The organism is Billgrantia aerodenitrificans, from assembly GCF_021404405.1.
In the GTDB taxonomy this organism is placed as follows: domain Bacteria; phylum Pseudomonadota; class Gammaproteobacteria; order Pseudomonadales; family Halomonadaceae; genus Halomonas; species Halomonas aerodenitrificans.
In genome coordinates this window covers 218,347-244,224 of the sequence record NZ_JABFTV010000001.1, presented here as the reverse complement: position 1 = coordinate 244,224, position 25,878 = coordinate 218,347, and the positions used below count along the sequence as shown (strand labels likewise).

General features: G+C 56.3%; 15 protein-coding genes. 3 read left to right on the top strand and 12 right to left on the bottom strand.

Going from position 1 to position 25,878, the window contains the following annotated elements:
* Positions 1-362: 362 nt before the first annotated feature.
* The 9 genes from HOP59_RS01120 to guaB all read right to left on the bottom strand — a co-directional run bounded on the left by HOP59_RS01120 (position 363) and on the right by guaB (position 18,884).
* Complete coding sequence (locus HOP59_RS01120; protein WP_234252474.1) at positions 363-2,579, bottom strand: hypothetical protein; 2,217 nt, start codon at positions 2,577-2,579, stop codon at positions 363-365.
* A gap of 13 nt (positions 2,580-2,592) precedes the next feature.
* A complete protein-coding gene (locus HOP59_RS01115; protein ID WP_234252473.1) occupies positions 2,593-6,543 on the bottom strand; it encodes a DEAD/DEAH box helicase family protein in 3,951 nt (1,316 codons plus the stop codon).
* Positions 6,544-6,782: 239 nt separating this feature from the next.
* Positions 6,783-9,602: a hypothetical protein gene (locus HOP59_RS01110; RefSeq protein WP_234252472.1), complete on the bottom strand. Its 2,820-nt coding sequence runs from the start codon at positions 9,600-9,602 to the stop codon at positions 6,783-6,785.
* Between the two features lie 41 nt (positions 9,603-9,643).
* A complete protein-coding gene (locus HOP59_RS01105; protein WP_234252471.1) occupies positions 9,644-11,377 on the bottom strand; it encodes an HsdM family class I SAM-dependent methyltransferase in 1,734 nt (577 codons plus the stop codon).
* A 468-nt stretch (positions 11,378-11,845) separates the two neighbouring features.
* The gene (locus HOP59_RS23575; protein WP_234252470.1) at positions 11,846-13,699 is read right to left on the bottom strand and encodes a DUF3732 domain-containing protein; all 1,854 of its coding nucleotides are present in this window, start codon (positions 13,697-13,699) and stop codon (positions 11,846-11,848) included.
* Positions 13,696-14,157 carry a three component ABC system middle component gene (locus tag HOP59_RS01095; protein WP_234252469.1) on the bottom strand — a complete coding sequence of 154 codons (462 nt, stop codon included), beginning with the start codon at positions 14,155-14,157 and terminating at the stop codon, positions 13,696-13,698. The genes HOP59_RS23575 and HOP59_RS01095 overlap by 4 nt, the downstream gene beginning before the upstream one ends.
* 4 nt (positions 14,158-14,161) lie before the next feature.
* The gene (locus HOP59_RS01090; RefSeq protein WP_234252468.1) at positions 14,162-15,370 is read right to left on the bottom strand and encodes an ABC-three component system protein; all 1,209 of its coding nucleotides are present in this window, start codon (positions 15,368-15,370) and stop codon (positions 14,162-14,164) included.
* 373 nt (positions 15,371-15,743) lie between these two features.
* Positions 15,744-17,318 (bottom strand): glutamine-hydrolyzing GMP synthase, encoded by a 1,575-nt coding sequence (gene guaA / locus HOP59_RS01085; protein WP_234252467.1) that lies wholly within the window; start codon positions 17,316-17,318, stop codon positions 15,744-15,746.
* Positions 17,319-17,414: 96 nt separating this feature from the next.
* Positions 17,415-18,884 carry an IMP dehydrogenase gene (gene guaB / locus HOP59_RS01080; protein ID WP_234252466.1) on the bottom strand — a complete coding sequence of 490 codons (1,470 nt, stop codon included), beginning with the start codon at positions 18,882-18,884 and terminating at the stop codon, positions 17,415-17,417.
* A 301-nt stretch (positions 18,885-19,185) separates the two neighbouring features.
* Between guaB and HOP59_RS01075 the strand changes: the two genes are divergently transcribed.
* From HOP59_RS01075 to xseA, 3 genes are all read left to right on the top strand, one after another.
* Positions 19,186-19,383, top strand: coding sequence for a CsbD family protein (locus tag HOP59_RS01075; RefSeq protein WP_010630035.1), 198 nt, complete (start codon positions 19,186-19,188; stop codon positions 19,381-19,383).
* Positions 19,384-19,454: 71 nt separating this feature from the next.
* Positions 19,455-20,084, top strand: coding sequence for a PRC-barrel domain-containing protein (locus HOP59_RS01070; protein ID WP_234252465.1), 630 nt, complete (start codon positions 19,455-19,457; stop codon positions 20,082-20,084).
* 146 nt (positions 20,085-20,230) lie between these two features.
* A complete protein-coding gene (gene xseA, locus HOP59_RS01065; RefSeq protein WP_234252464.1) occupies positions 20,231-21,571 on the top strand; it encodes an exodeoxyribonuclease VII large subunit in 1,341 nt (446 codons plus the stop codon).
* Positions 21,572-21,661: 90 nt separating this feature from the next.
* Here xseA and glrR read toward each other — a convergent pair whose 3' ends face one another.
* The 3 genes from glrR to HOP59_RS01050 form a co-directional block, all read right to left on the bottom strand.
* Positions 21,662-22,942 (bottom strand): two-component system response regulator GlrR, encoded by a 1,281-nt coding sequence (gene glrR, locus HOP59_RS01060; protein WP_234252790.1) that lies wholly within the window; start codon positions 22,940-22,942, stop codon positions 21,662-21,664.
* A 170-nt stretch (positions 22,943-23,112) separates the two neighbouring features.
* Positions 23,113-23,658: a hypothetical protein gene (locus tag HOP59_RS01055; protein WP_234252463.1), complete on the bottom strand. Its 546-nt coding sequence runs from the start codon at positions 23,656-23,658 to the stop codon at positions 23,113-23,115.
* Positions 23,659-23,723: 65 nt separating this feature from the next.
* Complete coding sequence (locus tag HOP59_RS01050) at positions 23,724-25,217, bottom strand: sensor histidine kinase (protein ID WP_234252462.1); 1,494 nt, start codon at positions 25,215-25,217, stop codon at positions 23,724-23,726.
* Positions 25,218-25,878 lie beyond the last annotated feature (661 nt).

Genomic DNA, 25,878 nt, shown 5'->3' with positions numbered 1-25,878 from the left:
CAGTGAGGTAGATACAGGCCTTTCCCCCATTATCTGACAGAGTCTGATTAAGCTGATCTTATTTGCCCAGGTCGAGCAAAAAGAACAATAAGAATATCGCCTGCAAGGAACGGCATAATAAGAGGCGTGAGGTTTGGGCATGGACTCATCCTTCCCAAAAGGATCGGGCATCCACCAAGGCGGGTCAACTTCAGAACAACGAGAGCACGTTCAATATCACCCGATCGTGCTTGCGGCAATCCGACCGTATGCAAATGGCTCTGAGCTCCAGCGGCATGTCAAGCCCGCCGATGCCGGGGAGCTCACATAAAAAAGCGCGCATCTCTTATAGGGGTTCCAGAGCGTCGAAAGCGCTTTCCAGGTCAGCATCCATCGTCTTCGTTGACCACTTCGAGGTAGCCACGAATACGCTGCCCCTTGTGAGTCGCGTCCTCCCGTGGCGCGGGCCCACCCTTCAGCACAGCACGAGACAACAACTGATTCTGCGCGATACAAGAGGTCTCGGGAATCATGATGCAATCAGGGCACGCTCCGCCGCCAGTGTCACAAAGCCGCCCCGAGTTGCAGCGATGTGTGGACGCTTCCAGCAGCCGCGAGAGGAAGCGGTTGTTCTCGTTGCGCCACAGAGAAGACAAGTTCCCGAGATCCATAGTCGTACCGTTTCGATACACGACAAATGCCAGGTCTAGCGGAAATATGTACTCACCCATTGAGCCCAGATCCAGGCCCGAGAGCTCTGCGACGTTCTTCATGAGTACGTGTGCATAAGTGTGTAGCAAAGTGTAGACGTAGCGATAGGTCGATGCATCCCCCTCTTTGAGCAAAGAGAAATACTGTCCAAACGGCTGCGCGACTTCCAACAACCGCCCGCCTAGCATGACCGAATCGAGTGCATCCCACGGTGGCAAGTCACGCACGCCGACTTCTTGGAGCCATGCATATACAGCATGTGGTTCCAAACGCACATACAGGGCCTCATTGGCCTGGGTGACGACATAGATAGGTCGCTTGCCATTACGCAGCGGTTCAAACAGCCGAAGCCGGACCGGCATGTCTTGTCCACGCTTTTCTAGGGTAGGCGTTGCCGACACTCGGGTGTAGCCGTGAGTAAATCGGCACAGGTCGAACTCCCGAATCAGGCCAAGCTCAGTCATCCCGAGCTTATTCATTAGCCGCTGCGTTTCCCTCTCTTGGGCCGCCTTGGCCGCAGCATCCTTAGGCGCCAGGTCGTTGTCGAGGTGATTGAAGCGCACGAAGGGCGCACGACCGCCTTCTGTCGCGGCCGAAAGCTTGCCACGGCTGAGAGCCTCATGTTCGACGGTTAGAACAAAAGGGTCGAATCGGCTGGTGTATTCTCTGCGAACCGAGAGCTGAGCCATCACGGAGGGGGGCAAGTCGACCATAGGCCGAACCAATGGTGGATCGCTCGTGGTCCAACGATTGACCAGCTTCCTGAGCTCATCATCCATGAGCTTAAACCCATCTATGTCACCGCTGCTCTCCGCCGACCTACGCATGCGCTGTATGCTCTCGTAGGACTGCCATTCGTCAGCCTTACCGGCTGCCAGTAGTGCCTCCTTCATCTCATTGGGCGTAAGTGCCGCGCCGCAAAAGCGGAACTTGGCCCCAATGAACGCAGCCAACTCCGCATGTTGTTGTGGCTCTAGGAGGGAGAGGAGTCGATGCTCCGTCTCTGGAAAGAGCACAAACTGCTCGGCTTGCGCGTAGTACGCTGATGATGCACGGTACGAAATAGGCTCCATGCGACGTTCGCTGATTCGCGTACTTGCTCGGTCCCGGAATATTTCTGTCGTGAAGCGGTCGTTCTGGCGCCATTCATTGCTGCGTTTGTGTCCATTTGCGCAATAGAAGTGCCACTGGCCAATTCGAGGCGAGTCAGTATTGAGTTTAAAATCTTTGCTGCCGCATTCCGCGCAAGCCTCACCACCTAACCACGCTTCGCTATTGCGGCTATTCCACTCCCACTTACCGGGTGTGGCTGGCATCCACTCACCTGACCAATGAACAAAGATGACGTCGAGCTGACGCCATTGACATGGGCCTTTGGCGTCTGGTGCCAAGCATTTAGCCTTGCGTAGATTACCGATGTTTCTCGCCAGATCCGATACCGATTCGAATCTCTTGAACAGCCGACATTTATTGCAGACGAAGGTCAGCGGAGATGGCGCATAGCCCATCCGCAGTGGGCTCAGGAATGTAAGACGGTCGCCACCTAGCGGGATAACCGAAGCGCCTTTGAGCAAGGCCTCATCAAGGCACTGATGTGGGTGGATTAGGCGATCCGGAGTACCTATCGAGTAGGCGCGACCGAACCAGCTCTGCCAGACTTCCTGCAGGCGAAGCATGATTTGTGCTTTGGTTTCTGATCCAATTGCCGCATCGTCGGTGGTTGCCGACAGGTCAGGAATCGACACGCAGGCGCCAAGGCCACCTTCAAACGTGAAAAAGGCTCCGGGTGCATAAGCGGAGCCTAACTGGCTGCGCGAGCGCGCCATTGTTGGTGCGTTCAGTGTCTTCTCGTCGTCATCCAACGCGTGGAAGGTTCCCCTTCTTGCCATGTCAGTCTCCCAACTACGAATTATCCAAACCGTCATTGTTAGCTACGCCGTGGCGCACCAGATCCATCACTAACTGCACTTCGCCGGGTGTTTGACTGCGTCCTTTAGTATCGCGGAAGGATGCCTGAATGATACCTCCTTGGTCCACGTCTCGTAGCGAGGTCATAGGTTTGAACATCGGGTCCGTCTGAGCCTGGAAATACCCATCCATCGTGCCGCTTCCCCAAAGTGGGCTGTTCCACGTGTTCCCGATAAGGCTTCTAGTCCACTGATCGATTCGCTGGCGGTAGTGCTCCTCTCCTTCGGGTGCAAACACACCGCGCAGACCCACCGCCGATTCGATGAAGCGATCGATTTCGTCGATGAACGCATCGCCCCTGGCGGAAAATTCGCGCCGCACGTTTGGGATGCAGCTGAAGTCCGGCGTCTTGTGCTTTTCGTTCTCGGGCAGACGTAGTAACTCCTGGCTGGGGACCACGCCCAGCAAGTACGCCTGGAAAAGGCTAGGGAATACACGCTCGATGGCACGCTCAGCCCATCGGTCGATGGCTGCGGGTTGAACCATACGCTCCAAGAAGCGGTGGAAGATGTCGAAGATGTGGACGATGTGACGGTCGCGGCGGCGCTGCGGCGTGGGCACCAGCACTACGAAGCCAATATGTGCGCGACCGACACGCGACGAAGCCTGGATGTATTCCGCGATGTCCGAGGGCATGCCTGCGAAAAACATTGAGTTGAACTCGTCGACATCCACGCCGTGAGAGATGGCCGAGGTAGCGATGACGGAGCGTAATTGCTCTCGGATCGGCGGTAGAATCGTACCAGGTGCCATGCGTTGTTGGGCAGTTTCCACCACGGCCTGAATCTCGCCTTGATCGACAGAACCAGTGATAAGGCGCGTGTCTAACCCCTCAAGATCAATGCCTTCGTTAAGGTGACGCTTGCGCGTTTCCTCTGCCTCAGCGGACATGATTTGGTCTCCACCCTTCTTGTTGGTGACGTAAGTTAGCGCGATGCGGTGCAAGTCAACGAGTGTCACCAATTCAGAGGCATTTGCAGCAAGCAGTGCCTGCCTATGCAGCGCTTTCAACGGCCCTGCTGAGACATGGTCGGCCAATTGCTGCCGTACCGCGTCGAACTGTTTGGCGTCATCGCTTACGAGTCCGTCAAACAACCTCGTGATGATGAAATGGAACCCAGATAGGACCGCCACGCTGGTGGAGGTATGGGGCTTGCCGTTGGTCATGAACGCCGTGTACACACGAGCTTGCTGGCTGGCCACCTCAATGTTGGCATTGGCTCGGCGAGCAACTTCTTCAGATGCAGCCTCGGCAGGCTTGGCGTAGAAAGACTCGTACAATGAAGGCCCCGGCTCGGGAAACTGCGTCGCTGGAACCGAGCGCTGGTACAGGTGCTCTAGCTGTCGCTCGGGGTCGGAGACCGTCGCAGACGCAGCGATGATTTTGGGTCGCCGGCGCCGCCCATGTGGATCAACTGCGATGAGTTCATTCAGGGGCTTGGCCAAGTGTGCGAAGACAGCGTCCAGCGTCGATTCGAACAGGCCAGCGAAGGTTCCCAATGACTCGTCAAGCAAGTGCGCCTCGTCCTGTATAATGAGGCTGGGAAAGGGATCGTGAAAGATACGCTGCCCCGACTTGTAAGCTGGGTACACCCCCACCATGCCCTTACCTCCTGGCCCCGCGGCAATTTCATGTTTGTCAGGGATGTAGAGCCGTCCGTTGGCAGGCTTTACCCATGGAGCAGCCCCGAACATACCGTAAATGCGTCGGATGGTCCGACTGGAGTGCCCAATAAGCGCCAGCTTGTCGACTGTGCCGAGCAGTACGGATGGCGCCAAGTCATATATATCATCGTCGACGATGTAGAAGGGCAGCGGCTTCCATTGCCCACGGTTGGAATCACACTGGATGTTGGTACAGACGTGCCCAAGTATTTGGTCGCCGTGCTCGATGAACAGCCGCAGTGCTGTGTCGCCACCACAAAACGGGCAAGTGGGCAACTTTCGCCAGGCGCGTATCGCAGCCGAGTACTTAGCGTCATCCTCCCGCAGCGCCTTCTCATCTGCCAGCCAGGGCGGAGCTGTGGAGACCTGTGGAATGCTCTTGATTCCTTTAGTGGTGTGACGGTTTGGTGAGCCGCCGCTGCCTACCCAAAAACCGATGGACAAAACGTTGCCTGCGTACCCATGTCGTTGGCGCACACGTTCGGCATGCGCAAGCACGCGTGCGCAACGCTGGGCCTGCTGAATGGTGAGCAGGCGAAGCGGATAGCGAATTAGCGCCGTTACCCCTCGATGCTTACCGCGCAGGCGATCGAGTATCAGATTGAAAACAAGTAGCCCAAAAAAGGCTTCGGACTTGCCACCGCCGGTAGCGAAGTACAGAAGGGTTACCGCATCGTCGCGGCGCTCGTCATAGTAGTGGCTGAAATTAGGTATTCGAGAGGCCAGCGCTGGAATGTTGGCAATGATGAAAGCCATCTGGAATAGGCGCCACTCATTGTTGTCGTGTCCGAAACGCGCCTTCATGAAGTCCGCCATCGCTTCGTTCATGGCGAGCCAGGTTTCGTAGACTACAGCCTTCGGGTCGGATTGCGGACCACGTTGCTGCCAGGCCGCTTTAGACTCCTGCAGGCACTCCAGCCCGGCCGAAACCGAATTTATCTCCGCTTTCCACTTATTGAGATCCTGGTGGAACCCCTCGGTTTCGCGCGCTATGCCTTCATTATCAAATGGGTCAAGCCCCTCCGCCGGATTGACCTGCCCAGGCAGAGTATCCAACCATGCCTGCATGGCAGGCACTAGTGGCAAGAGGCCTTCCAAGCTCTTAGGGTGTGCGAGCTGCCGCACTTGCCGTTGCACCCCGCTTGTGCTGGACGGAACTATGCGTGGCTGGGTGTAACGTGGCGTCCAAGTCGTCTCCAGCACACACAGCTCAAGAGGCGAATCTATGCGAGCGACACCGCAGTTGTGACCCATTGCCGGATAGGTCAGGTATTTGTTGTATCGGTATGAAGGCTCAATGCGTTCGAGCTTCAGTGGATGATGAAGCGTCGCAGGCAACTGCACTTCCAACGAGACAAGGAAAACGGCTTCTTCCGTTTCATCTTCATGCTGGCGGGGCACCGGGGTGACGTTTTCTAGTGCAAAGAAAAGATTGCGCTTTGAGCTGTCCTGCCAGTCGGCATCTATCTGAACATCCCAATTAAGTTGAGTGTTAGGGATTGCAATCGGTGTATCAGAATTCCGTACTCTGTCGAGAAAGTCCGTCCACTTTGTGTACAGGCTGGCCGGAATAGTGAGTTGGCGGCGATATCCCCAAGCCTTACCACCCGTCTCGGGGTTATCGCTGTGCACCCACTCGTCAAGTCGTCTGGCGATTGCCTCGTTCATGCGCACAGCGTGGTCGTCAATGTCGTGCTGGAGTTGGTCACTGGGCTTGGCAGCATCTAGTTCGAGAGCTGGCAACTCGACCTCCAACCGCATCCATTTATGGGGAATTGTCAGCGGTTCGAAGTGCTCGTCCTTAATCGGGAGCGATCCAGCCGCGGAAACGGGAACCGCCTCTTGCGTCGTCTCGCCTGCCGTGTCCCTTTCGGTTTGCTCTTCTACATCAATTTCCATAGTTTCTTGCGGCAAGTCGGAAGTCAGCAGATGTCGTGGGATGCCCTTAGCGGCATACACCTCGTCGACGACCTTCTTACGAATCTCGGCCCATCCAGGATGCTTCCACCTGGAGGTATATGAGCCCCTGACCTTCTCCCACTCTTTGTCGAGGCAATTGTCACGCTCAGCCATGAGCTCATCGCGCACGGCTTGCCGCAGCATGAAGACAGGCCGGCAGTTGGGACGCTTGAGGTCTTCTTCTCGGGGGAGGACGCGCACGTAAAGCGAAACACGAGGCTGAATCGTCACCACCGACGGTGACTCTACGTTGAGCTGCATCTGCAATCCATGCGACGATATCCAAATGGGCGAGGTCACCTCGTCGTCGCCAGACGGACTACGCTGCGGTAGTAGAAAACCGGAGTTTAGTAGTGTCCGTGGGCGGGCTCCGAACAAGTACTGCCCCGTCGGACCCTGGCCGCTCAGTTGTGCGTAAGTCAGATTCAGAACGCTGTCGACCACGGCCTCCTTTAGTGTCGCTGGAATGGCTGCTGGATCAGCGCTAAGGACAGGTTGACTCATGTCTTCGACTCCTTAACAGGGCCAACCAACTCGACGGTAGCCACATCCTCACGGGCTTTGTCAAAGAGTTGCATCAGCGTCTGCCGTTTGATATTTGAGTTGGCCATGGCCGACTCCGGCTGCAGAAGCATGTACGAATAGATATCTGACACGTGGCGTCCGTCGAGCCGGCGCGAGTTACGCACTGCCATAATGACGCGCTGCCACTGGTATGCAACTTCCAGTGACGAGAAGCCCAGAGCCTCAGCAAAGGCTTTAAATGTTGCCTCGCTTTGTGGGGCCTGTGGGCGGAGCTTTTCAAAAGGAGTGTTTGATGACTCACCCAAGTTGATCCAGTGGCGCATTGCCTGCTCTGTAGGGAGGCTCTCCTCTAGCCTGGGATCAATTGTGAGCATCTCCTTGCGCAACGCCCTCGCCTTCTCGGAAAGTGTTCTGCCCGGGAACCATTCGGCCAGACGCTTTTGGACCTGCTCGTGGTAGCTGCGCAACGCTGCTTCAAACGTCTTGTCTGTTTGGATGAACACGCCAGCATCGCTCAGGGCTTGTTCGACCATCTCGCGTAGTTCACCCGACATGACAAAGAGCTTGTCACCTACTTCCAACGACTTAACTTGACAGATCCTGAAGCCTCGCTCAGACGAGTACTCCGATGCAGGGTCGTAGACATAAACCTCAGAACTGTCGCGACGATACTGGGTAACTCCGTTGTCGAGACGGATGGCCCACGAGTCGAGGTCTATACCTTTGCTGCACGAGGATGCGTCCGAGGACAACTCGACGCGAAACGTAGGCAAAACGTAATCACCGGTAGACAGGACCGATGAATCGTCGGGAAGGTCCTTAAGCTGACGAAGAAGGGACTCAATCCGCGGCTTGAAAGATTTAAACTCTAGGAAGTTCTCGACGATGGGCTTAAGAGATGCACGCAGGAATTGCCCCGCACGCTGAGTGAGCAAGACCACCGAATGAGCCGGCACACGGTCATCCGTGAGAAGCAGCCGCAGGCAGTTTTCGTTGAGGCCCGCAAAGACAAGAGTCGAACCTTCAAGCCCACTCAGGTGTTCCTCGAGATGGGAAGCTGTAATGAGATAGATACGATCGCTAAAAGTATTGAAAGTTGTGCCCGCAGGATATTGGTCGTACTCAGCCAAGAAACGCTCGGCCAGGCGCCGATACAACGCGCTTGTAAACACCACGGCAACCGCCCGCCTTTTACCTGTCACAACGTTTGCTACGAGTTCGGTAAGCTTGTGGGCAAAAGGTGTTGCCTCATAGTAGTTCTCAAATAGTCGAGAGCCCTTTTCGACGCACTCCATCAAGGCGGGACGGTTTTCGCCAACGCCCACGCAGCGGTCAAACTCGTAAATGGCGCCAATGTATGTAGGCCAGTCAAACGCCACACGCGTGCGCTCTGCCACATCTGCCCCTGCTAAATACTCGGACAGGTGCCGTACGCCACACGGCAGAACTGCTATGCGCGACAAGTAGGATGCCGCATCCGCCAGGGGCTTGGCCGCTTCCCGGCCCCCAGGAGTTACGTTGGCGATTCGCATCAGCCCATTAGCAACTTTGGTGATATCAGCATCCACAATGTAGACATTGAATTCCCGGGGCATTGGGTGCAGCACTTCCCGCGTTCCTGCTGACAGCAACCCTTCTGACGCCACAGTGTTCGGGAAGCCGCAAATCTTGAATTCATGTGGGGTTCGCCAACGCCGATCTGGCTCACGCTTATCGTTGCGTTTCCAGAGCTCGCTCTTTAGCTTGTACGCGGCATGTGGCTCATCGGTGACGATGACAACTCCGGGTGGCTTTGCATGAAAAACTTCTTCTAGCATCATGCAAAAGCGCGCAATCCGCCCCCGCCAACTAGGGGCCTCGAAACGCACAGTCCGTGTGACGGGGACCAACACCACTTCGGGTGGTGTGGTCTTGGCAAGCGCTCGCGCTGCCCGGCGCAGCTCTTCTTCCGACATCCGTCCATCGAGTGCGAAAAGAGCATCAGGGGCCGTCATGGGATCACCGATATTGACACAATGTAGCTCTTTCAAGGATTTGGCATGCGTTCGCTTTACCAGCTTGGCCCGGATAAGAGCGAGCAGCCGATCCGAGCAAGACTTCCATTCAGTGAAGTCCGGCGTAGCTAGGAAATGTGGCAGCAACTCGCCGATGGTCGGGTGAAACGACTCGCCTTCGAGTGTAGGCAGGCTGCATTCACTGAGTGAGTAAAAGAAAGCGTCCTTTTCGGGCATAGAACGCTTGACCCGGCTGTTCGAGTAAGACTGCACCTCAGCCAACTCGTTCGCAATACGTAATACTTCGGCCCGATCGAAATGAATGTGGTTTAGCAGATTGAACACATTAGCTTTGATAGGAAATAGTATTCCTCGAACACCCTGCTTGTCCCCTTCGTGCCACCGCACCAACGTGGCCAGCGCGTGCACGAGAGTTAGCGTCTTGAGGGTGGCCGGCCACACAAGCGCAATGTGGCGCGTGCGGTGTTCAGCCGCGTGTAAATACAAGTCGGCCAATCCCACTAACGCACTGGACGGGACACTGGGTTCCACTTCGTCGTCGCGAAATAGGTCAATCAACGAGTTCTTTACGCGAGAGATAACAGCGGGCTGTGGTGGCAACTTCTTCTTTTCAGGGGGCTGCTTGGGCGACTCTGGTGCGTGAGTTAGCTCAGACCGCACCGGCGGTGGTTTACGATTGGCAAACCGAGCCACTAGCTTTCGTCGATTTTGCTCTGCTTCTCGTCGTTTTTTCTCTGCCTCCCGCAGCTCCTTGAACTTATTTTTATTACCAAATGTCATGACTCGCCTCGATTCATGGGATGGCAAAATAACAAGCGCCGCTAATCGTATAAAGCTCGCCGTGCAGCCTCGGCGATGTCGTGGCCCTGTGCTAGGTATTTCTTTAGCCGATCTGGATCTGGCAGACGCAGCTGCTTTAGCTCAAAAGCGGAGACATTGGTTGCTCCTGATATACACCGGAAGTAACGATCAACGGTTGGAGTTCCCAGCAATTTAGCCAATTGCGCCGGCGGAAGCACTGGCTCTGGTACAACTTGCTCGAGGATGACTGTATGATTCTCACCGACGAATCCCCCGTAGCTATCAAAGATATTTTCTGGAACAGCTGCTGCAATCAGCCGCCTCGGCTGGTCATTTGATGTTACGCGCTGTAGTATCACACTGGGAAATCGAACTACTGACCGATGCAATTTAGAGCCAAAGTCCACAAAACGAGGCTCCTTATTGACGCTCGACAGACCGTCAAATCGTAAACTTCCGTCAGCGGCAATATCGCTGGACCACAGCAGAGGAATCGCCGTACCTCCATTTGCTCTAGCGGCACTTTTGGCCGATGGGTAAGTAGGGCGCGTGTCACGATTCCATACAAAGGCTCCAATTCGAACTGTATAGCCGTAATCTTCAAGAAAAATCTTTGACTTCGACGTACTACGCAACAACAGAACATCGCTTTCTGTACGCGGAATAGGCCAAACTAAGCCCGAGTTCGGCAACGAACACTGGCCAACGTCTTTATAGCTACCATCTCTGGAAACCACACTCACCTCAGCAACTGTCAAGTGCATGTGTCTGTTGTCTTCACGTCTTGCAAGAGTCAGCGCCGTCTCCTGCTCAACGTCAATGAAGACACCTTGACGATCACTTACCATGCCAATGCTCAGCACTCGTGTTTGGGTCATAAGGTAGGTTCGTAGCTTGGAAAAATACCGCCCCGACAAATAACTTGTAGGTGTCACTAGTGCGCAAGTCCCTCCAGGTGCAAGCAACTTTACGCAAAGGGCAATGAAAAGTGCATAGAGATTCGGCTGCGCTTCGATGATGTCGGAAAACTCATCAAAGTATTCCCTCACCTCATCTGCCGACATCTTGCGAAACGGCGGGTTACAAACGACGACATCCAGTTTACCTGCTAGGTTTGGCATCTGCTGCAGTGAATCATCCCACAACACTTGGAATTGCGGCACTATCTCAGCGTCTACGACCTCGTTGTGCAGTGCCATCAGAAGAAAGTGTTGAGATAACTTGCACAGAGTTTCATTCTTGTCGATACCGAATAGATGCGCTTGCACGTGCTGGAGTACCTGCTCCGGGGTTGCACCCTTGGAGTGCAACGCATCTCGCATTCGCATAGCGATGGGAGTTAGAAAGGCCGCACCACCGCACGCCGGGTCACAGAAACTACGACTGACGAAGTCGACCCCGCTGTTCTCCAAATCATCTAGCAGCCGCTTAGTCAGTGATGGTGGAGTGAAGAACATGGCTAGCTTCTTGCGTTTTTTTTCTCCAATCAGTTGTGCATATAAAGAGGAAAACCAGTATGTTGCCTCCTGCAGCTCGTTAACCATGACAAAGTCAACAAAGGCAACCACTATCGGATCATGCTGCAGTGTAACTGACACTGGCAAACCAGATTTCGGCAGTCCAGAAAAGGATTGCGAGCACCAACTGGCCAATGCTGTACCGATAACAGTTTCAGGGGTAATTTGACGATCTTGTGCGATCTTACACAGGGAGTGCGCAAGTCGCTGAAAACGAGTTTTTTTAAGTAAAGCCATAATCAGCGCATCGTAGTCAACGCTCGCATAAGTTGCCTAGCGGGCCAAAGAAAAATATGGTAATGTATTTTCAAGCTAGATGGTCATGGTATAGATACTGTGCATGCGGATGTCACCTGTGTCGTCTGAGAAGGAACGCCGGATCCGGCCACAACCGTGAAGAGGAACTTAATCTCTTTTATTAATTGCCGGATACGTTATTGCCCCTGCCTTGTATTTGTATTTAAGTGCAAAGAAAATACATGAAAATTACCAAACTCACGCTGCTAGCATGTTCGCCAGATACATCTCAACCTTGTAGGCTTGTAAGGTAATGGGCACGTTTTATATTTCTTAAGCAGTTTCCCTTGCTATGATTCACCACGTTCAGTGTACCTCTCACTGCTGGGCAAGAGCACATGGGCTCTTGTGCAGCAAAGCCCCAAGAACACGCCTGTGTCGCCAGCGTCTTCCTGAATGGAGTGGGATTTAGTTTTTCCAACCATTTGGAATAAGAGCATTGCCATCTCTGAAAGGGGACAAAAGATGGAAACTACTTAAACCATCGAACATTGCGGACGGCACATGCTCTAGCATAATAATTTGAAATTGATGATTGTACTCCTTATTTATATTAGAAATAAAATTATCGAGCATCTCGAAAGCGGTTCTTATTTTCGCCCTATCACTATGAATGAGATTTTCCGGATTAACATCCTCTTCTTCGCCCCAATATGGCCGACTCGGCTGGTCAACAAATAAGAAACTTGGCACAAACTTGGAATTTTTATTAATAGCCACCTCATGTAGTGACAAAAAATGCATAAGATGCAAAAACATATGATTAGAACTACTCCCGACATTTTCGATCAAAGTAGACTTTGGCTTCCTTAGCTGTATTTTCTTCTCTTTATAGTTGAAACTCGCATACCAAGTTCCGTAGTTTTCCAACGCATCCTTAGCCTGCCTCATCAAGTCCGAAGCCACTTCATCAATCAAACTGATAGTTGCATTACGTTCAGCTTCTACATCCTTTACTTGGATAGATTCACACTCCTCTCTCATAACTTCTAAATTCGAATCATTAGGGCTTTCAACCAATTTACTATCTAAATTAGAATAAACCTTCAGCTTACCTCTGGCTTCACCAAGAAAAATCCACATATCTTGCAATTGACTAAAGGAACGTGGCGTCTCAGGAAGAGCCTGCAGCTCCTCTAATAACAATTTTTTCTTTTCCTCTAACTCCTTGACGATTCCATTCACTTGACTTTCAACTGGTCTCCTAGATTTAATTGATTCGTTTATTACACTAAGATCAACCTGCAAGCTACTAATCAACTCGTCAAAAATGTCAGATTTTATAATTTCATCGGAACGCTCCATCAAGACTTTCAACGGCTTTAAGCTATCTTGAGAATTTTTTACTGTCGATTTGTAACTCTTATACTCCTCATTGAATTGAGCATATTTCCGAATCTGCCTTTTAATAGAGAATAACTCTGAATTAATATCTGATCGTCGCTTTGTTGAGGCATCGAAAGCTGGGGTAATATTGGGGTTATCCAAAAGCTGCTTCAAACTCGAAGCCGTTATGTCCTTACTGAGCTCAGGGGTTAGTCCATATTCGGCAGCTTTAGCGGCAATATTTCGAACTTCACTAGCAAAGGAGCTTTTGCTTTCTGCAAAAGAGTTTCTTTTCTTTTCCAGCTTGTTGAGCTCTTTCAGCAGCAACTCTTTACGCTCACGTGAAATAATATTTTCAAGGTCATCAATTCCTAAAGCAAGGTCAAAAATCCTCGGCAAAGCCTCACGATACCGATCTATCTCCTGCTTATCAAAAAACACTTTACTGTTAATAATTATATCGTCAGAAATGGAATTGAACATTAAGAAGTAACGAAAGGAAACCTTAGAGCCGGACTTTATAACCTTTCCCCCAAACGGCATCCTGACTCGATCATCAATAGAAAATTCGGCCTCAAGTATGCCACGAAGATCTTCTTGCCTTATATTGGGGACGGGTTTTCTAGGCACTTCACCCATTGATGAAAAATAGTAATCGGAAGAGACATTATTTCCGGAAGGGCTACGACGAGCGAGAAAATAGTCTTTCCCATTAACATAAAAACCAATACCATACCAGCTCACGTTGTCGTTAATAACATCGTGAGGAATATCATGCTCACTAGCCAAAAAACAATAATCGAAAATTTTTAATATTGTCGATTTTCCAGTTTGACTTTCACCAGTAATAACATTAACTTTATTCCGCTTGAATTCTAGCAAGCGAACCTCATCGCTCTTAGACCAAATAACAACAGAATCAATACCGAAATTCACAAATGCACCCTTAAGTTTAAGTAAAGCTCTTCCTCATCTTCTTGAAGAAGCTCAGAAATTTTTTTGGAAGCTTGATTAATTTTTTGAGCGCGTCGCCCAAACATCTTATCAACAGTAAGAATTTTTTGACGCACAAGGGATTGTCCGAATCTTGCATAACCAAGGTGGACTAGTAATTGAACAGAATTTAATGATAAGGGCAGGTAGCTTTCAAATCGTTGATTGAAATTAACAAATAAATTAGGCGAACCTGATGCAAGTGCTGCCGAACCACGCTCCTGTATCCCCTTATGTGACATATGGGCCAAGGTGGGGCGATGCACGACCATGGGGATGATTAATAGGACTTTGGAGATGGATAAGCTGTAAGAGTGGTTTAATACTGATGCAATAGCCACCGCGCCTACACCAATGTTATTATAGCCGCCCCAATAATTCTTCTCTACCTTTTCTAACATATATTCAGATATCCTCCCAATCCCGATGCCACCCGATTATCCTTTCATCAGAAAGATGATAAATCTCTCCATTGCTCAGCTCAGTGTTAAGCTTGCTACTAGCTATAGTAAATTCTATTTGCCGCAGATCATACAACAAGCTTTTCGCTTTACTTATCGCCTCATGATCAAGGCAGTCTTGACACCAATGTTCAAACCCATTTTGCCATTTGTTTTTTACGTCGCCATGAAATTCAATTATTTCGTCGGATACTAGCTCCCCTGACTGAAGCCAGTCCTCTAAAAAGCGAGTGATTTTTAGTTTTTTTAACGTATACTCGTAAGCCTTTTCGACATCATCATCCTTCATAGCTTTAATGGCGATGAGCTGTTTAATAAAAACTTGAGAAAAAACGTCATCTGGATATGCAGGCTTAAATGGCTTTCCTAGCTGAAGCGGCTCCCGAGAAGCAGAAAAAATATTTCTATAGCGGCTATAAAAAGAGTCAAAATCGACTTCCACTTTCTGACCTTGTTTTATTTTAAAGTAATTATCAGTCCTAATGTTTGAATCAAGCCTCTCAAAGACAATATCAACCTTGCTATTCGCGACCATCTTTTCTCTTATAGATTTTTTTATTAGAGAATGAAGGTCCTCCACACTTTGCTCTAGGTATATCTTGCTCATGAACAATTGGAAAACCTTATCTTCAAGAGTTAGAACTACTTTAATGTAATTTTTGAGATGGGAATTCTGTGTTTTCCTATACAGAGTCTCTATGTAGGACTTTAGCTCACCTGAACTAACACTTCCAAACTTATAGCATTCCAAATTCTTCAGGAAATTATTTTTATGACTCTCTGACTTATTAGTAACCAAATGAAACTCTGTTTTCGCAATAAAAGCTATTTGTTCATGGCCATGCTTGCGGCCAACTGATTCGTCGGAAATGATCTTTGCCCAATTATGTAGCGTCTTCCACAAATCATTATCTAACTCAGCAAGCGCTACAGCGAAATCAGCGGCATTTTTCTGCACTGTATGTTTTAACTGAAAGAGAATCTGCGTATCGTTATCCAACTCTGTATGCACATCATCTTTAACTTCAAGGCCAACGGATTGACCTGATTTTAAATTCAGAAGTCGATAGAGAAAATAATAATACTGATAATGGAAGCCGACTTCTTTTTTATCGGCGCTGGTTAATTCAGAAAAACTCTTACCGTTATTCACGTTCCTCCCCCTCATCTATCTACAAAAAACACGGTTCATGCATAGCTCCTTCCTACCCTTTTAATCTCGCGACGTATTTACAGCCACTTACTTCAATGACCAACATGACTTACAATATCTTCTAGAGCTTACCTCAAGTACTTGTTACTTCCCAAAATACTGTTTTCCAACACGCTACCGCCCGGGGATGACATCCTTTCCCTGCGACAGCCCTGTCTGCGTTGTACTACCTGTTCTATCGGCGGTCGTCTCGGCGACCTTAACCTGAGTAAACAAAACCCTGTAACGAATTGCAAAGAAAAAGGGCTTACCAATTGGTAAGCCCTTGATCTCGGTCAGCTTAGCCGTGTCAGGCGTTTTGCCTAGGCGTGCCTCACTCCCACTCAATCGTCGCGGGCGGCTTGCTGCTGACGTCGTACGTCACGCGGGAGACGCCGCGGATCTCGTTGATGATGCGGTTGGAGACTTTCTCCAGCAGCTCATACGGCAGGTGGGCCCAGCGTGCGGTCATGAAGTCGATGGTTTCCACGGCGCGCAGGGCGATGACCCATTCGTAGCGGCGGCCGTCGCCAACCACGCCGACGGATTTGACCGGCAGGAACACGGCGAAGGCCTGGCTGGTCTTGTGGTACCAGTCGGCGTTGTGCAGTTCTTCGATGAAGATGGCGTCGGCTTCGCGCAGGATGTCGGCGTACTCCTTCTTCACTTCGCCGAGAATGCGCACGCCCAGGCCCGGCCCCGGGAAGGGGTGGCGGTACACCATGTCGTAGGGCAGGCCGAGTTCCAGGCCGAGCTTGCGCACTTCGTCCTTGAACAGTTCGCGCAGCGGTTCGACCAGCTGCAGCTTCATGGTCTCCGGCAGGCCGCCGACGTTGTGGTGCGACTTGATCACGTGGGCCTTGCCGGTCTTGCTGGCGGCGGATTCGATCACGTCGGGGTAGATGGTGCCCTGGGCTAGGAAGTCGACGCCTTCGATCTTGCTGGCCTCTTCATCGAACACGTCGATGAAGGTGTTGCCGATGATCTTGCGCTTGGCTTCCGGGTCGTTCTCCCCTTTCAACTTGGAGAGGAACAGTTCTTCGGCGTCTACGCGGATCACCTTCACGCCCATGTGGCGGGCGAAGGTTTCCATCACCTGGTCGCCTTCGTTCTTGCGCAGCAGGCCGTTATCCACGAATACGCAGGTGAGCTGGTCGCCGATGGCCTTGTGCAGCAGTGCGGCTACTACCGAGGAGTCCACGCCGCCGGAGAGGCCGAGTAGCACGTGGCGGTCGCCCACCTGGTCGCGCACGCGGGCGATCTGGTCTTCGATGATGCGGGCCGGGGTCCACAGCTTTTCGGCGCCGCACACGCCCACCACGAAGTGCTCGAGGATGCGCATGCCTTGCAGGGTGTGAGTCACCTCGGGGTGGAACTGCACGGCGTAGAAGCGCTTCTCGGGCCAGGTCATGGCGGCGATGGGGCAGCTGGGGGTGGAGGCGGTCACGGTGAACTGTTCAGGGGCGCGGGCCACCTTGTCGCCGTGGCTCATCCACACGTCGAGCAGCGCCTTGCCGTCATGGTCCACGTGGTCCTTGATGTCGCGGAACAGGTCGTCGTCGCTGTCGATCTTGACCTGGGCGTAGCCGAACTCCTGCTTGTCGGAGCCTTCCACGGCGCCGCCGAGCTGCACCGCCATGGTCTGCATGCCGTAGCAGATGCCCAGCACCGGCAGGCCCATCTCGAACACGCACTCAGGCGCGCGGGGCGAGCCGGAGGCCACGGTGGATTCCGGCCCGCCGGAGAGGATGATGCCGTTGGGGGCGTATTCGCGGATCTCTTCCTCGGTGATGTCGTAGGCACGCACTTCGGAGTACACGCCGATCTCGCGCACGCGGCGGGCGATCAGCTGAGTGTACTGGGAGCCGAAGTCGAGGATGAGGATCTTGTGGGCGTGAATGTCGGTCATCTGGGCGTCTCTACTGGCAGCGTATGGCGGCGGGCCGGATGCAAAAAGCGTGCGGCGGGATGATACCCGCCGCGTTTGTCTCTTACGAGCTGGCGGTTAACCGGCTCGGTAGTTCGGGGCTTCTTTCGTAATCTGCACGTCATGCACGTGCGATTCGGCGAAGCCGGCGCCGGTGATCTGCACGAACTCCGGCTTGGTGCGCATCTCCTGGATGTTGCTGCAGCCGGTGTAGCCCATGGAGGCGCGCAGGCCGCCCATCAGCTGGTGGACGATGGCGCTCATCACGCCCTTGTAGGGCACGCGGCCTTCGATGCCTTCCGGCACCAGCTTCTCGGCGCCGGCGTCCTTGTCCTGGAAGTAGCGGTCGGCGCTGCCCTGGCTCTGGGCCATGGCGCCCATGGAGCCCATGCCGCGGTAGGCCTTGTAGGTACGGCCCTGGAACAGTTCGACCTCGCCCGGGGCTTCCTCGGTGCCGGCCAGCAGGCCGCCCACCATGATGGCGCTGGCACCGGCGGCAATGGCCTTGGCCAGGTCGCCGGAGTAGCGTACGCCGCCGTCGGCGATCAGCGGGATGTCGAACTCCTTGAGTGCTTCGGCGACGTTGGAAACCGCGGTGATCTGCGGCACGCCCACGCCGGCCACCACGCGGGTGGTGCAGATGGAGCCGGGGCCGATGCCCACCTTGACGCCGTCGGCGCCGGCTTCGGCCAGCGCACGGGCGGCGGCGGCGGTGGCGATGTTGCCGCCGATCACCTGGATCTGCGGGAAGTGCTCCTTGACCCAGGCCACGCGGTCGATCACGCCCTTGGAGTGGCCGTGGGCGGTGTCGACGATGATCACGTCGACCCCGGCTTCCACCAGCGCGGCGACGCGGTCGGGGGTTTCCGGGCCGGTGCCCACGGCGGCGCCCACCAGCAGACGGCCGTCGGCGTCCTTGGCGGCGCTGGGGAAGGTGCGTGCCTTCTCGATGTCTTGGAAGGTGACCAGGCCGCGCAGGTGGAAGGCGTCGTCCACCACCAGCATCTTCTCGACCCGGTGCTCCTGCATCTTGGCCTTGATCACGTCGAGACCGGTGTTCTCGGACACCGTCACCAGCCGCTCGCGCGGGGTCATGATGTCGGAAACGCTGTCGCCGTGGTTGGGCTGGAAGCGCATGTCGCGCTCGGTCACGATCCCCACCAGGGTTTCGCCCTCTACCACCGGGAAGCCGGAGAAGCCGTACTCCTGCGCCATGGCGAGCAGGTCTTCGAGCTTGGCCTTGGGCCCGACGGTGACCGGGTCCTTGACGATTACGCTCTCGTGCTTCTTGACCTTGCGCACCTCGGCGGCCTGAGCGGTAACGCTCATGTTCTTGTGGATGATGCCGATGCCGCCTTCCTGAGCCATGGCGATGGCCAGGCGGGCTTCGGTCACGGTATCCATGGCGGCGGAGACGAGGGGGATGTTGAGGTAGAGGTCGCGAGTCAGGCGGGTCCGCAGGCTGACGTCCTTGGGCAGGACTTCCGAGTAGCCGGGTACGAGTAATACGTCGTCGAACGTAAGAGCTTCTTGGGCCATACGTAGCATAGTCGGCAACACCCAGTGCTGGTGGGGGAGTGGGGAAAAGTTAATCGACCATTATAGCGCTCGGGCCAAGGCACGGGCAATGCGAGTGCGGCCTTCGGCAGGGCTGTCGTCCATCCATCACTGCGCCCCGTCGCTCCGCCCTATCGATCCACCCTATCGATCCACCCTATCGATCCACCCTATCGCCATTTCCTAATTACTCTTCGAAACAGTCCGAAACCTAATCTGACTTACAGCGGCAAGAACGTGATCTAATTTGAGAAGTGCACGACGGGTCCACTCAAGGAAAGGAGTGACGGAAATGAACTGGGATCAGATTGAAGGCAAGTGGAAAGAAATGAAAGGTAAGGCCCGCACCAGTTGGGGTGAGCTTACCGACGATGAGCTGGATCAGGTCGGCGGCAAGAAGGATGAACTGATCGGCAAGATCCAGCATCGATATGGCCTGGAGCGCGAGGAAGCGGAACGCCAGGTCGACGACTGGGCCAACAAGCTCTGAGCCAAGCTCAAGCCTTTACCCAGCGAAGCAAAGCAAATCCAAGGTCTAAGGACAGGTCAAGGAGAGTGAAAATGCAGAAGCGTGCACTGACTATCGCAGTAGCGGCCATCGCCGGTGGTCTCGCCTTCGGAACCCAAGCCGTTGCACAGGACGATCCGCAAGCGGCACAGGGTCTCTATTCCGCCAATGACATCATCGGCGCCGACGTCTACCACGCCGATGACCCCGATGAGGAAGTCGGCAACGTCGAGAACATCCTGCTTGATGACGAAGGTCAGGTCAGCGCTCTGATCGTGAATGCAGGCGGCCTGTGGGGCATGGGTGGCGACGACGTGGTGGTCGGTATCGAGCACTTCACCATGGAAACCGACCGCAACGACGACGGTATCTTCGGTCAGGATCAGGTGACTCACCGCATCTTGGTCGACGCCACCGAGGATGAGCTCGAGAACTTCCCCGAGTATGACGAGCAGTGGTTCGACGATGAGCGTGATCGCCGTGCCGACGAGCGTGGTGACCAGGAAGGCGCATGGCAGACCACCGGCACGACCGGCACCGGCGCCGTGGGCGACGATGGCGACACCGCCTTCCGTGACGGTGAAGCCGATGGCGACACCGTGGGTGCCACCGATGGCGTGAACGACAACGGCGACGACGATGCCGAATACACCGACGAGGATGTCGTCGACGATTTCGATTGATACGTCGCTGTTCGAACGAAGTACCCCTCCCATGACGCTATTTGCGCCGGGCTCGCCCCGGCGCTTTTTCGTGCCCGCCACCATGCCAGCGCGGTGTCGCCATGCTAGCCTTGGTGGCTCATTCATTGGCTCAGGAACGCCGGCCCATGCCCCCTCCTACCGATAGCGCCCTTTCCGTCAGCGAAGTGAACCGACGCGCTCGCGCGCTGCTCGAGCAGGGTATCGGCGAGGTGTGGGTCGAGGGCGAGCTTTCCGGGGTCTCGCGCCCGGCCTCGGGGCATGTCTACTTCACCCTCAAGGACAGCTCGGCCCAGCTGCGCTGCGCGCTGTTCCGCAACCGCGCCCGCTTCGTCGCCGCCCCCATGCGCGACGGCGACCGGGTACGGGTGCGCGGTCGGGTGTCGCTGTTCGAGCCCCGCGGCGACTATCAGCTGATCGCCGAGGCGGTGCAGCAGGCCGGCGAAGGCGAGCTGTTGCTGGCGCTGGAGCGGCTCAAGCAGCGTTTGGCCGCCGAAGGGGTGTTCGCCAATGCCCGCCCCCTGCCCTGCCCGCCGCGGCATCTGCTGGTGCTGACCTCGCCCACCGGCGCCGCCATCCGCGACGTGCTGGCGGTACTCCAGGCGCGCTGGCCCCAGGCCAAGGTCACCTTGATTGCGGTGCCGGTACAGGGACGCGAGGCGGCGCCGGCGCTGATCGCCGCCCTGGGGCTGCTCAATCGCCAACAGGCGCTGGACCCGAGCCAGGACGTGATCCTGATCACCCGTGGCGGCGGCAGTCTGGAAGACCTGTGGGCGTTCAACGACGAGCATCTGGCGCGGGCGATCTTCCATTCGCGTCTACCGGTGATGTCGGCGGTGGGTCACGAGGTCGACACCACCCTCTCGGATCTGGCCGCCGACGTGCGCGCACCCACCCCTTCCGCCGCCGCCGAGATGCTGGTGCCGGACCGCCGTGAGCTGGCACGCCGCCTGACCGGGCTGGAGCGCCAGCTGCAGCGCGCCATGCAGGCGCGGCTGGAGCGGGAAGGCCAGCGTCTCGACCACCTACGCGCCCGCCTGCGCCACCCCGGCGAGGTGCTGGGCCAGAAGCGGCGCACGTTGATGGAGCTGGATGCCCGCCTGCGGCGTGCGCTGCAGGTTCGCCTGGCCACCGAGCGGCGCCAGTTGGCCCATCTGCAACGACGGCTCAGCGCCTGCCACCCTCAGCGTGAGCTGGCACGCGGCGAGCAGCGCCTGAGCCGTGCCCAGGCCCGCCTCGAACAGGCCATGCAGCGTGAGGTAGCGCGCCAGCGCGAGCGTCTGGTCGGCCTGGCGCGTCAATTGCAGGCGGTGAGCCCGCTGGCGGTGCTGGGGCGCGGCTATGCCATCCTGCAGGACGAGCAGGGCCAGGTGGTGCGGCGGGCAGACGATACCCAGCCCGGCCAGGCACTGACCGCGCGGCTGGGCGAAGGGCGCTTGCAGGTGGAAGTGAAGCGGCGCCTGAAGTGAAGCAATTCACGGAATCAGACGAAAGCGCCCGACGCGGCAGGCGTCGGGCGCTTTCTTTACAACTAACGAAGTCAGGCGACAAGACCGGCTTCACTCGGGCTTGAAGGTACTCGGTTCGAGCTCGTGGCGTGCCAGCAGCTTGTAGAAGTCGGTGCGGTTGCGCCCGGCGATACGTGCCGCCTGGGTCACGTTGCCCTCGGTGATCTTGAGTACCTTGACCAGGTAGCTACGCTCGAATCCGGCGCGGGCGTCGTTGAAGGTCGGCAGCGCGCTGTCTTCGGCAGCCAGCGCCTGGGCCACCAGGGCCTCGGGAATCATCGGTGAGCGGGTCAGCGCCACGCACTGCTCTACCACGTTGACCAGCTGACGCACGTTGCCCGGCCAGGCGCTGGTGGCCAGCAGATTGAGCGCTTCCGGTGAGAACCCTTTGACGAACGGCTTATGCCGCTCCGCCGCCTGGGCCACCAGGTGTCGTGCCAGCAGCGGCACGTCTTCGGCGCGATCCTTCAGCGCCGGCAGCTTGAGGTTCACCACGTTGAGTCGATAGAAGAAGTCCTCGCGGAACTCGCCCTGGTGCATGGCCTGGCTCAGGTCGCGGTGGGTGGCGGAGAGAATGCGCACGTTGACCGGGATCGACTGGGTCGAGCCCAGCGGGCGGATCTGGCGTTCCTGCAGCGCGCGCAGCAGCTTGACCTGCAGCGGCAGCGGCATGTCACCGATCTCGTCGAGGAACAGAGTGCCACCCTCGGCGGCCTGGAACAGGCCCTTGTGATCGCTCACCGCGCCGGTGAAGGCGCCCTTGGCATGGCCGAACAGCTCGCTTTCCAGCAGCTGCTCGGGCAGCGCGCCGCAGTTGATCGCCACGAACGGCTTGCTGGCCCGTGGGCTGGCATCGTGAATGGCTCGCGCCAGCAGCTCCTTGCCCGAACCGGAAGGGCCGGTGATCAGCACGCTGACGTCGGAAGAGGCCACCATGCGCGCCTGCTCCAGCACCCGCTCCATCTCCGGGCTGCGGGTGATGATGCTGGCCCGCCAGGCGTCGCTCTCGGCGCTGCTGCCCGCCGGGGTGTGGGCCAGGGCCTCGTCGATGGCGCTGAACAGCTTGTCGCGGTCCACCGGCTTGGTCAGGAAGCTGAACACTCCCTGCTGAGTGGCGTTCACGGCGTCGGGGATGGAGCCGTGGGCGGTCAGGATGATCACCGGCAGGCCCGGCACCTCACGCTGGATCGCCTGGAACAGCGCCATGCCGTCCATCTCGTCCATGCGCAGGTCGGAGAGCACGATGTCGGGGCGCTCGGCTTCCAGCTTGCGCAGCGCCTCGGGACCGCTCTCCGCCGTGGTGACCCGATAGCCACGGCTCTCCAGGCGCATCCCCAGCAGACGTAACAGGCTAACGTCGTCATCGACCAGCAGAACGTGGGCAGCGGCTGACTTCGCACCCGAGGTGCGTGCCGCTGACCTGCGAGCCTCACTCTTGCGTGTATCGGACAATCGAGCCGCTTCCATCACGTCTGTCTCCCTTTATCGCCCAAGAACAGCGCTCAGGGCGATTGTTGTCTCAAGTTTATGTTCTGCTCGATGGCAGTGAGCGCCTCGAGCTTCTCGGAGAGCTCGGCATTCTCGCGCTGCAGGCTCGTCAGTTGCCCCCGGGCGTTGTCCCTGTGGCCAGCCAGCGAACGTCGACCCTCGAGCTCGTTGCGCCAGTAGCGCAGCAACGGTTTCAGATCTTCCGGTGCGGCGGCGGTGTACTCCTGATAGATCGTTGCCGCCTCGCGCCACTCGCGCTCGCTGCCCCAGGCCAGGGCCACGGCACGCGCCAGCTCACGTTCGGCCTCGCTCCTGCCGGCAGCGGATTCGATCTCCGTGACGGCCTGGTTGCGCCATTCGTTGTCGCCCCGCTGCGAGGCCAGGCCGAAGGCCACCCAGTTGGGCAGCAGGCAGCCTTCGTCGGCAAAGGTGGGCTGTAAAGAGCATTCCGCCGCTTCCGGCGTCTCTTCCGGCTCCGTACCCAGCATGGCGTGCTCAGGCAGCAGTTCGCAGCCGCTCAGCAGGGCCGCCACCCCACCCGCCACGAGCACCTTGCTCATGTATCCGATTGCACTTATGTGTCTGGTTTCAGTCGTTGGCACTCTTACATCGAATGCTTCACCCTTCATCGTTCCTCGCTCCTTGCGTTTATGCCCATTGCTACGGGCTCCGTTTTTTCTTGTGTCAGAGGTATTGCCTGCCACGGCAGTGTCAGGCGGAAACATACGTCAAACTCACGGTCCTCGACCAGTGCCAGACCACCGCTCTGGATGCGCGCGCAATCAGCCGCCACCGAGAGCCCGATTCCGGAGCCCTTGAGCGGCCCCTTGCGCCGCGAGCGCCCTTGATAGAAGGGCTCGAACAGCAGCGGCCGGTCCTGCTCGCAAATCGGCTCGCCGGTGTTGGCCACGTCGAGGAACAGATGGTCGCGCCCAGCGTGGGCCCGGATCATCAGGTCGCCGCCATCCTCGCCGTAGGCGATGGCGTTGGAGACAAGATTGTCGAGAATACGGCCCACGGCGGTGCGGTCCACCACCCACTCCATGGGGCCATCGAAAGCGGTCACCCGCATGCCCTTGTGTTCCAGTGCCAGGCGATGCTTGGACAGCACGGTCTTGACCAATGTGGCCAGATCCACCCGTTCGAGGGTGACGCGCTGGTTGTGCTGCAGCAGGTTGTAGTCGAGCAGTTGCTCTATAAGCCGCTGCAGTTCGCTGCCGCTGGCATCGATCAGGGTCAGAATCTCGCGCTGGCGCGGCGTGATCTCGCCCGCCACGCCGTCGGCCAGCAGCGCCGACCCTTCGCGCACGCTGGCCAGCGGTGTCTTGAGCTCATGGGACATGTGGCGCAGGAACTGCTGCTTCTGCGCCTCGAGATCGCTGAGCCGGGTCGACAGCCAGTCGAGCCTGTCGCCGAGCTGAACCAGCTCGGCCGGACCCTGGATGGTGTCGCGGTCGTTGGTTTCCACGCCGCTGCCGATACTGAGAATGCGACGCTCGAGCTGGCGCACCGGACGAATGATCAGCCAGCTGAACACCAGGATCAGCAGCAGGCTGGCGGACACCAGCGCCGTGGTCTGCAACCACAGGCGCGACTGCACGGCCTCGGCCCGGGCGCTGATCATCTCGATGCTGGCATCGATCTGCTGGCTGGTGGCTCGGCGCATCGCCTCGGTGTGTTCGGCGAAGGGCACGAACAGCGCCAGCCATACCTCCAGCGCCTCGGGTTCCAACTCAGGCAGTTGGGAAAGCAGCAACAATTGCTCTTCCAGTGCCAAGACATCGGAATCGCCGGGCAGGAAGCGGCGCTGCTGGGCCAGCAGTTCGGTGAACTCGGCATGGCGCTCGGCATAGAGTTCGAGCAGGCTCTCCTGCTCCAGTACCGCATACTGGCGGGCACTGCGCTCCATTTCCACGGCGAGATTGCTCAGCACGCGGGCACGACGGCTCTCTTCGACGGCTTGACGAGCGCTCACGTCGGCCAGGTGAGAGAGTTCGGAAAGTGCCTGACCGGCCTGATACATCAGCACTCCCAGCGGTAGCATTACCACCAGAAATGCCAGCAGCACGAGCTGCAGCAATGAGCGAGGACGCCAGCGGCGCGAGACCCGTTTGGTCATGACCAATGTTCTATTCAGGAGAGGGTAAGAAACCACCATGGTACGTTCCTGAAGAGGATAACAGAGATACGCGCCTGACTTCCGCCCCGTTACAGATCGCTGCGAAAAAAAAGAGGCCGGCAGGTGCCGGCCCAAGTACGCAGGGAACTGAAGGGGTTGAAAATATGGGCTTCGGTCGCCTGGTCGAGCCATGTCCCATACTTTCAGCGGACCCGAGGGTCCCGAAGCCCCGCACCGGCCCTTTGCCACCAGGAGCTGCCGGATTGGGCGAGCGGCGAACCGCTCTGCTTCGATCCTTGGCGCCACCGCCGCGAGATCTCTCGCCGGCGCTGGCCCGAAATTCGATCCCCCGAGGGGGATGAGGCATCCATGCCGGGGCATCCTTGCCCTTCTGGTACCCTTCCATGCCTAATCGGCGGTACCCGTCTCATCGCAACCTAAGTTACACATCGCGGAGCGAACGCCGAACGTCTCGATGCCCGGGTAGCACAGGGCATGGGGGGGTGGTGGTTCCCCGAGCCTCTCGACGATCCGAAGTGATTCGAGCCGTTTGAATCACTTCTTCGTTGCTCACCCTAAGTATTGCCAGTAACGTGCCAAAAAACTTGAGACTCAATGTTTTTCAATAGCTTAAACCCGATAAAAAGTTGGCACACTGCCA

Bases quoted from the DNA above. Each gene is read 5' to 3' on its own strand.
- HOP59_RS01115 (WP_234252473.1), bottom strand. From the start codon at position 6,543: ATGCAGCTCAACGTAGAGTCACCGTCGGTGGTGACGATTCAGCCTCGT.
- HOP59_RS01055 (WP_234252463.1), bottom strand. From the start codon at position 23,658: ATGAGCAAGGTGCTCGTGGCGGGTGGGGTGGCGGCCCTGCTGAGCGGC.
- HOP59_RS01120 (WP_234252474.1), bottom strand. From the start codon at position 2,579: ATGGCAAGAAGGGGAACCTTCCACGCGTTGGATGACGACGAGAAGACA.
- HOP59_RS01110 (WP_234252472.1), bottom strand. From the start codon at position 9,602: ATGACATTTGGTAATAAAAATAAGTTCAAGGAGCTGCGGGAGGCAGAG.
- HOP59_RS01075 (WP_010630035.1), top strand. From the start codon at position 19,186: ATGAACTGGGATCAGATTGAAGGCAAGTGGAAAGAAATGAAAGGTAAG.
- glrR (WP_234252790.1), bottom strand. From the start codon at position 22,942: ATGCGCCTGGAGAGCCGTGGCTATCGGGTCACCACGGCGGAGAGCGGT.
- guaB (WP_234252466.1), bottom strand. From the start codon at position 18,884: ATGCTACGTATGGCCCAAGAAGCTCTTACGTTCGACGACGTATTACTC.
- xseA (WP_234252464.1), top strand. From the start codon at position 20,231: ATGCCCCCTCCTACCGATAGCGCCCTTTCCGTCAGCGAAGTGAACCGA.
- HOP59_RS01105 (WP_234252471.1), bottom strand. From the start codon at position 11,377: ATGGCTTTACTTAAAAAAACTCGTTTTCAGCGACTTGCGCACTCCCTG.
- HOP59_RS01050 (WP_234252462.1), bottom strand. From the start codon at position 25,217: ATGACCAAACGGGTCTCGCGCCGCTGGCGTCCTCGCTCATTGCTGCAG.
- HOP59_RS01095 (WP_234252469.1), bottom strand. From the start codon at position 14,157: ATGTTAGAAAAGGTAGAGAAGAATTATTGGGGCGGCTATAATAACATT.
- HOP59_RS01070 (WP_234252465.1), top strand. From the start codon at position 19,455: ATGCAGAAGCGTGCACTGACTATCGCAGTAGCGGCCATCGCCGGTGGT.
- guaA (WP_234252467.1), bottom strand. From the start codon at position 17,318: ATGACCGACATTCACGCCCACAAGATCCTCATCCTCGACTTCGGCTCC.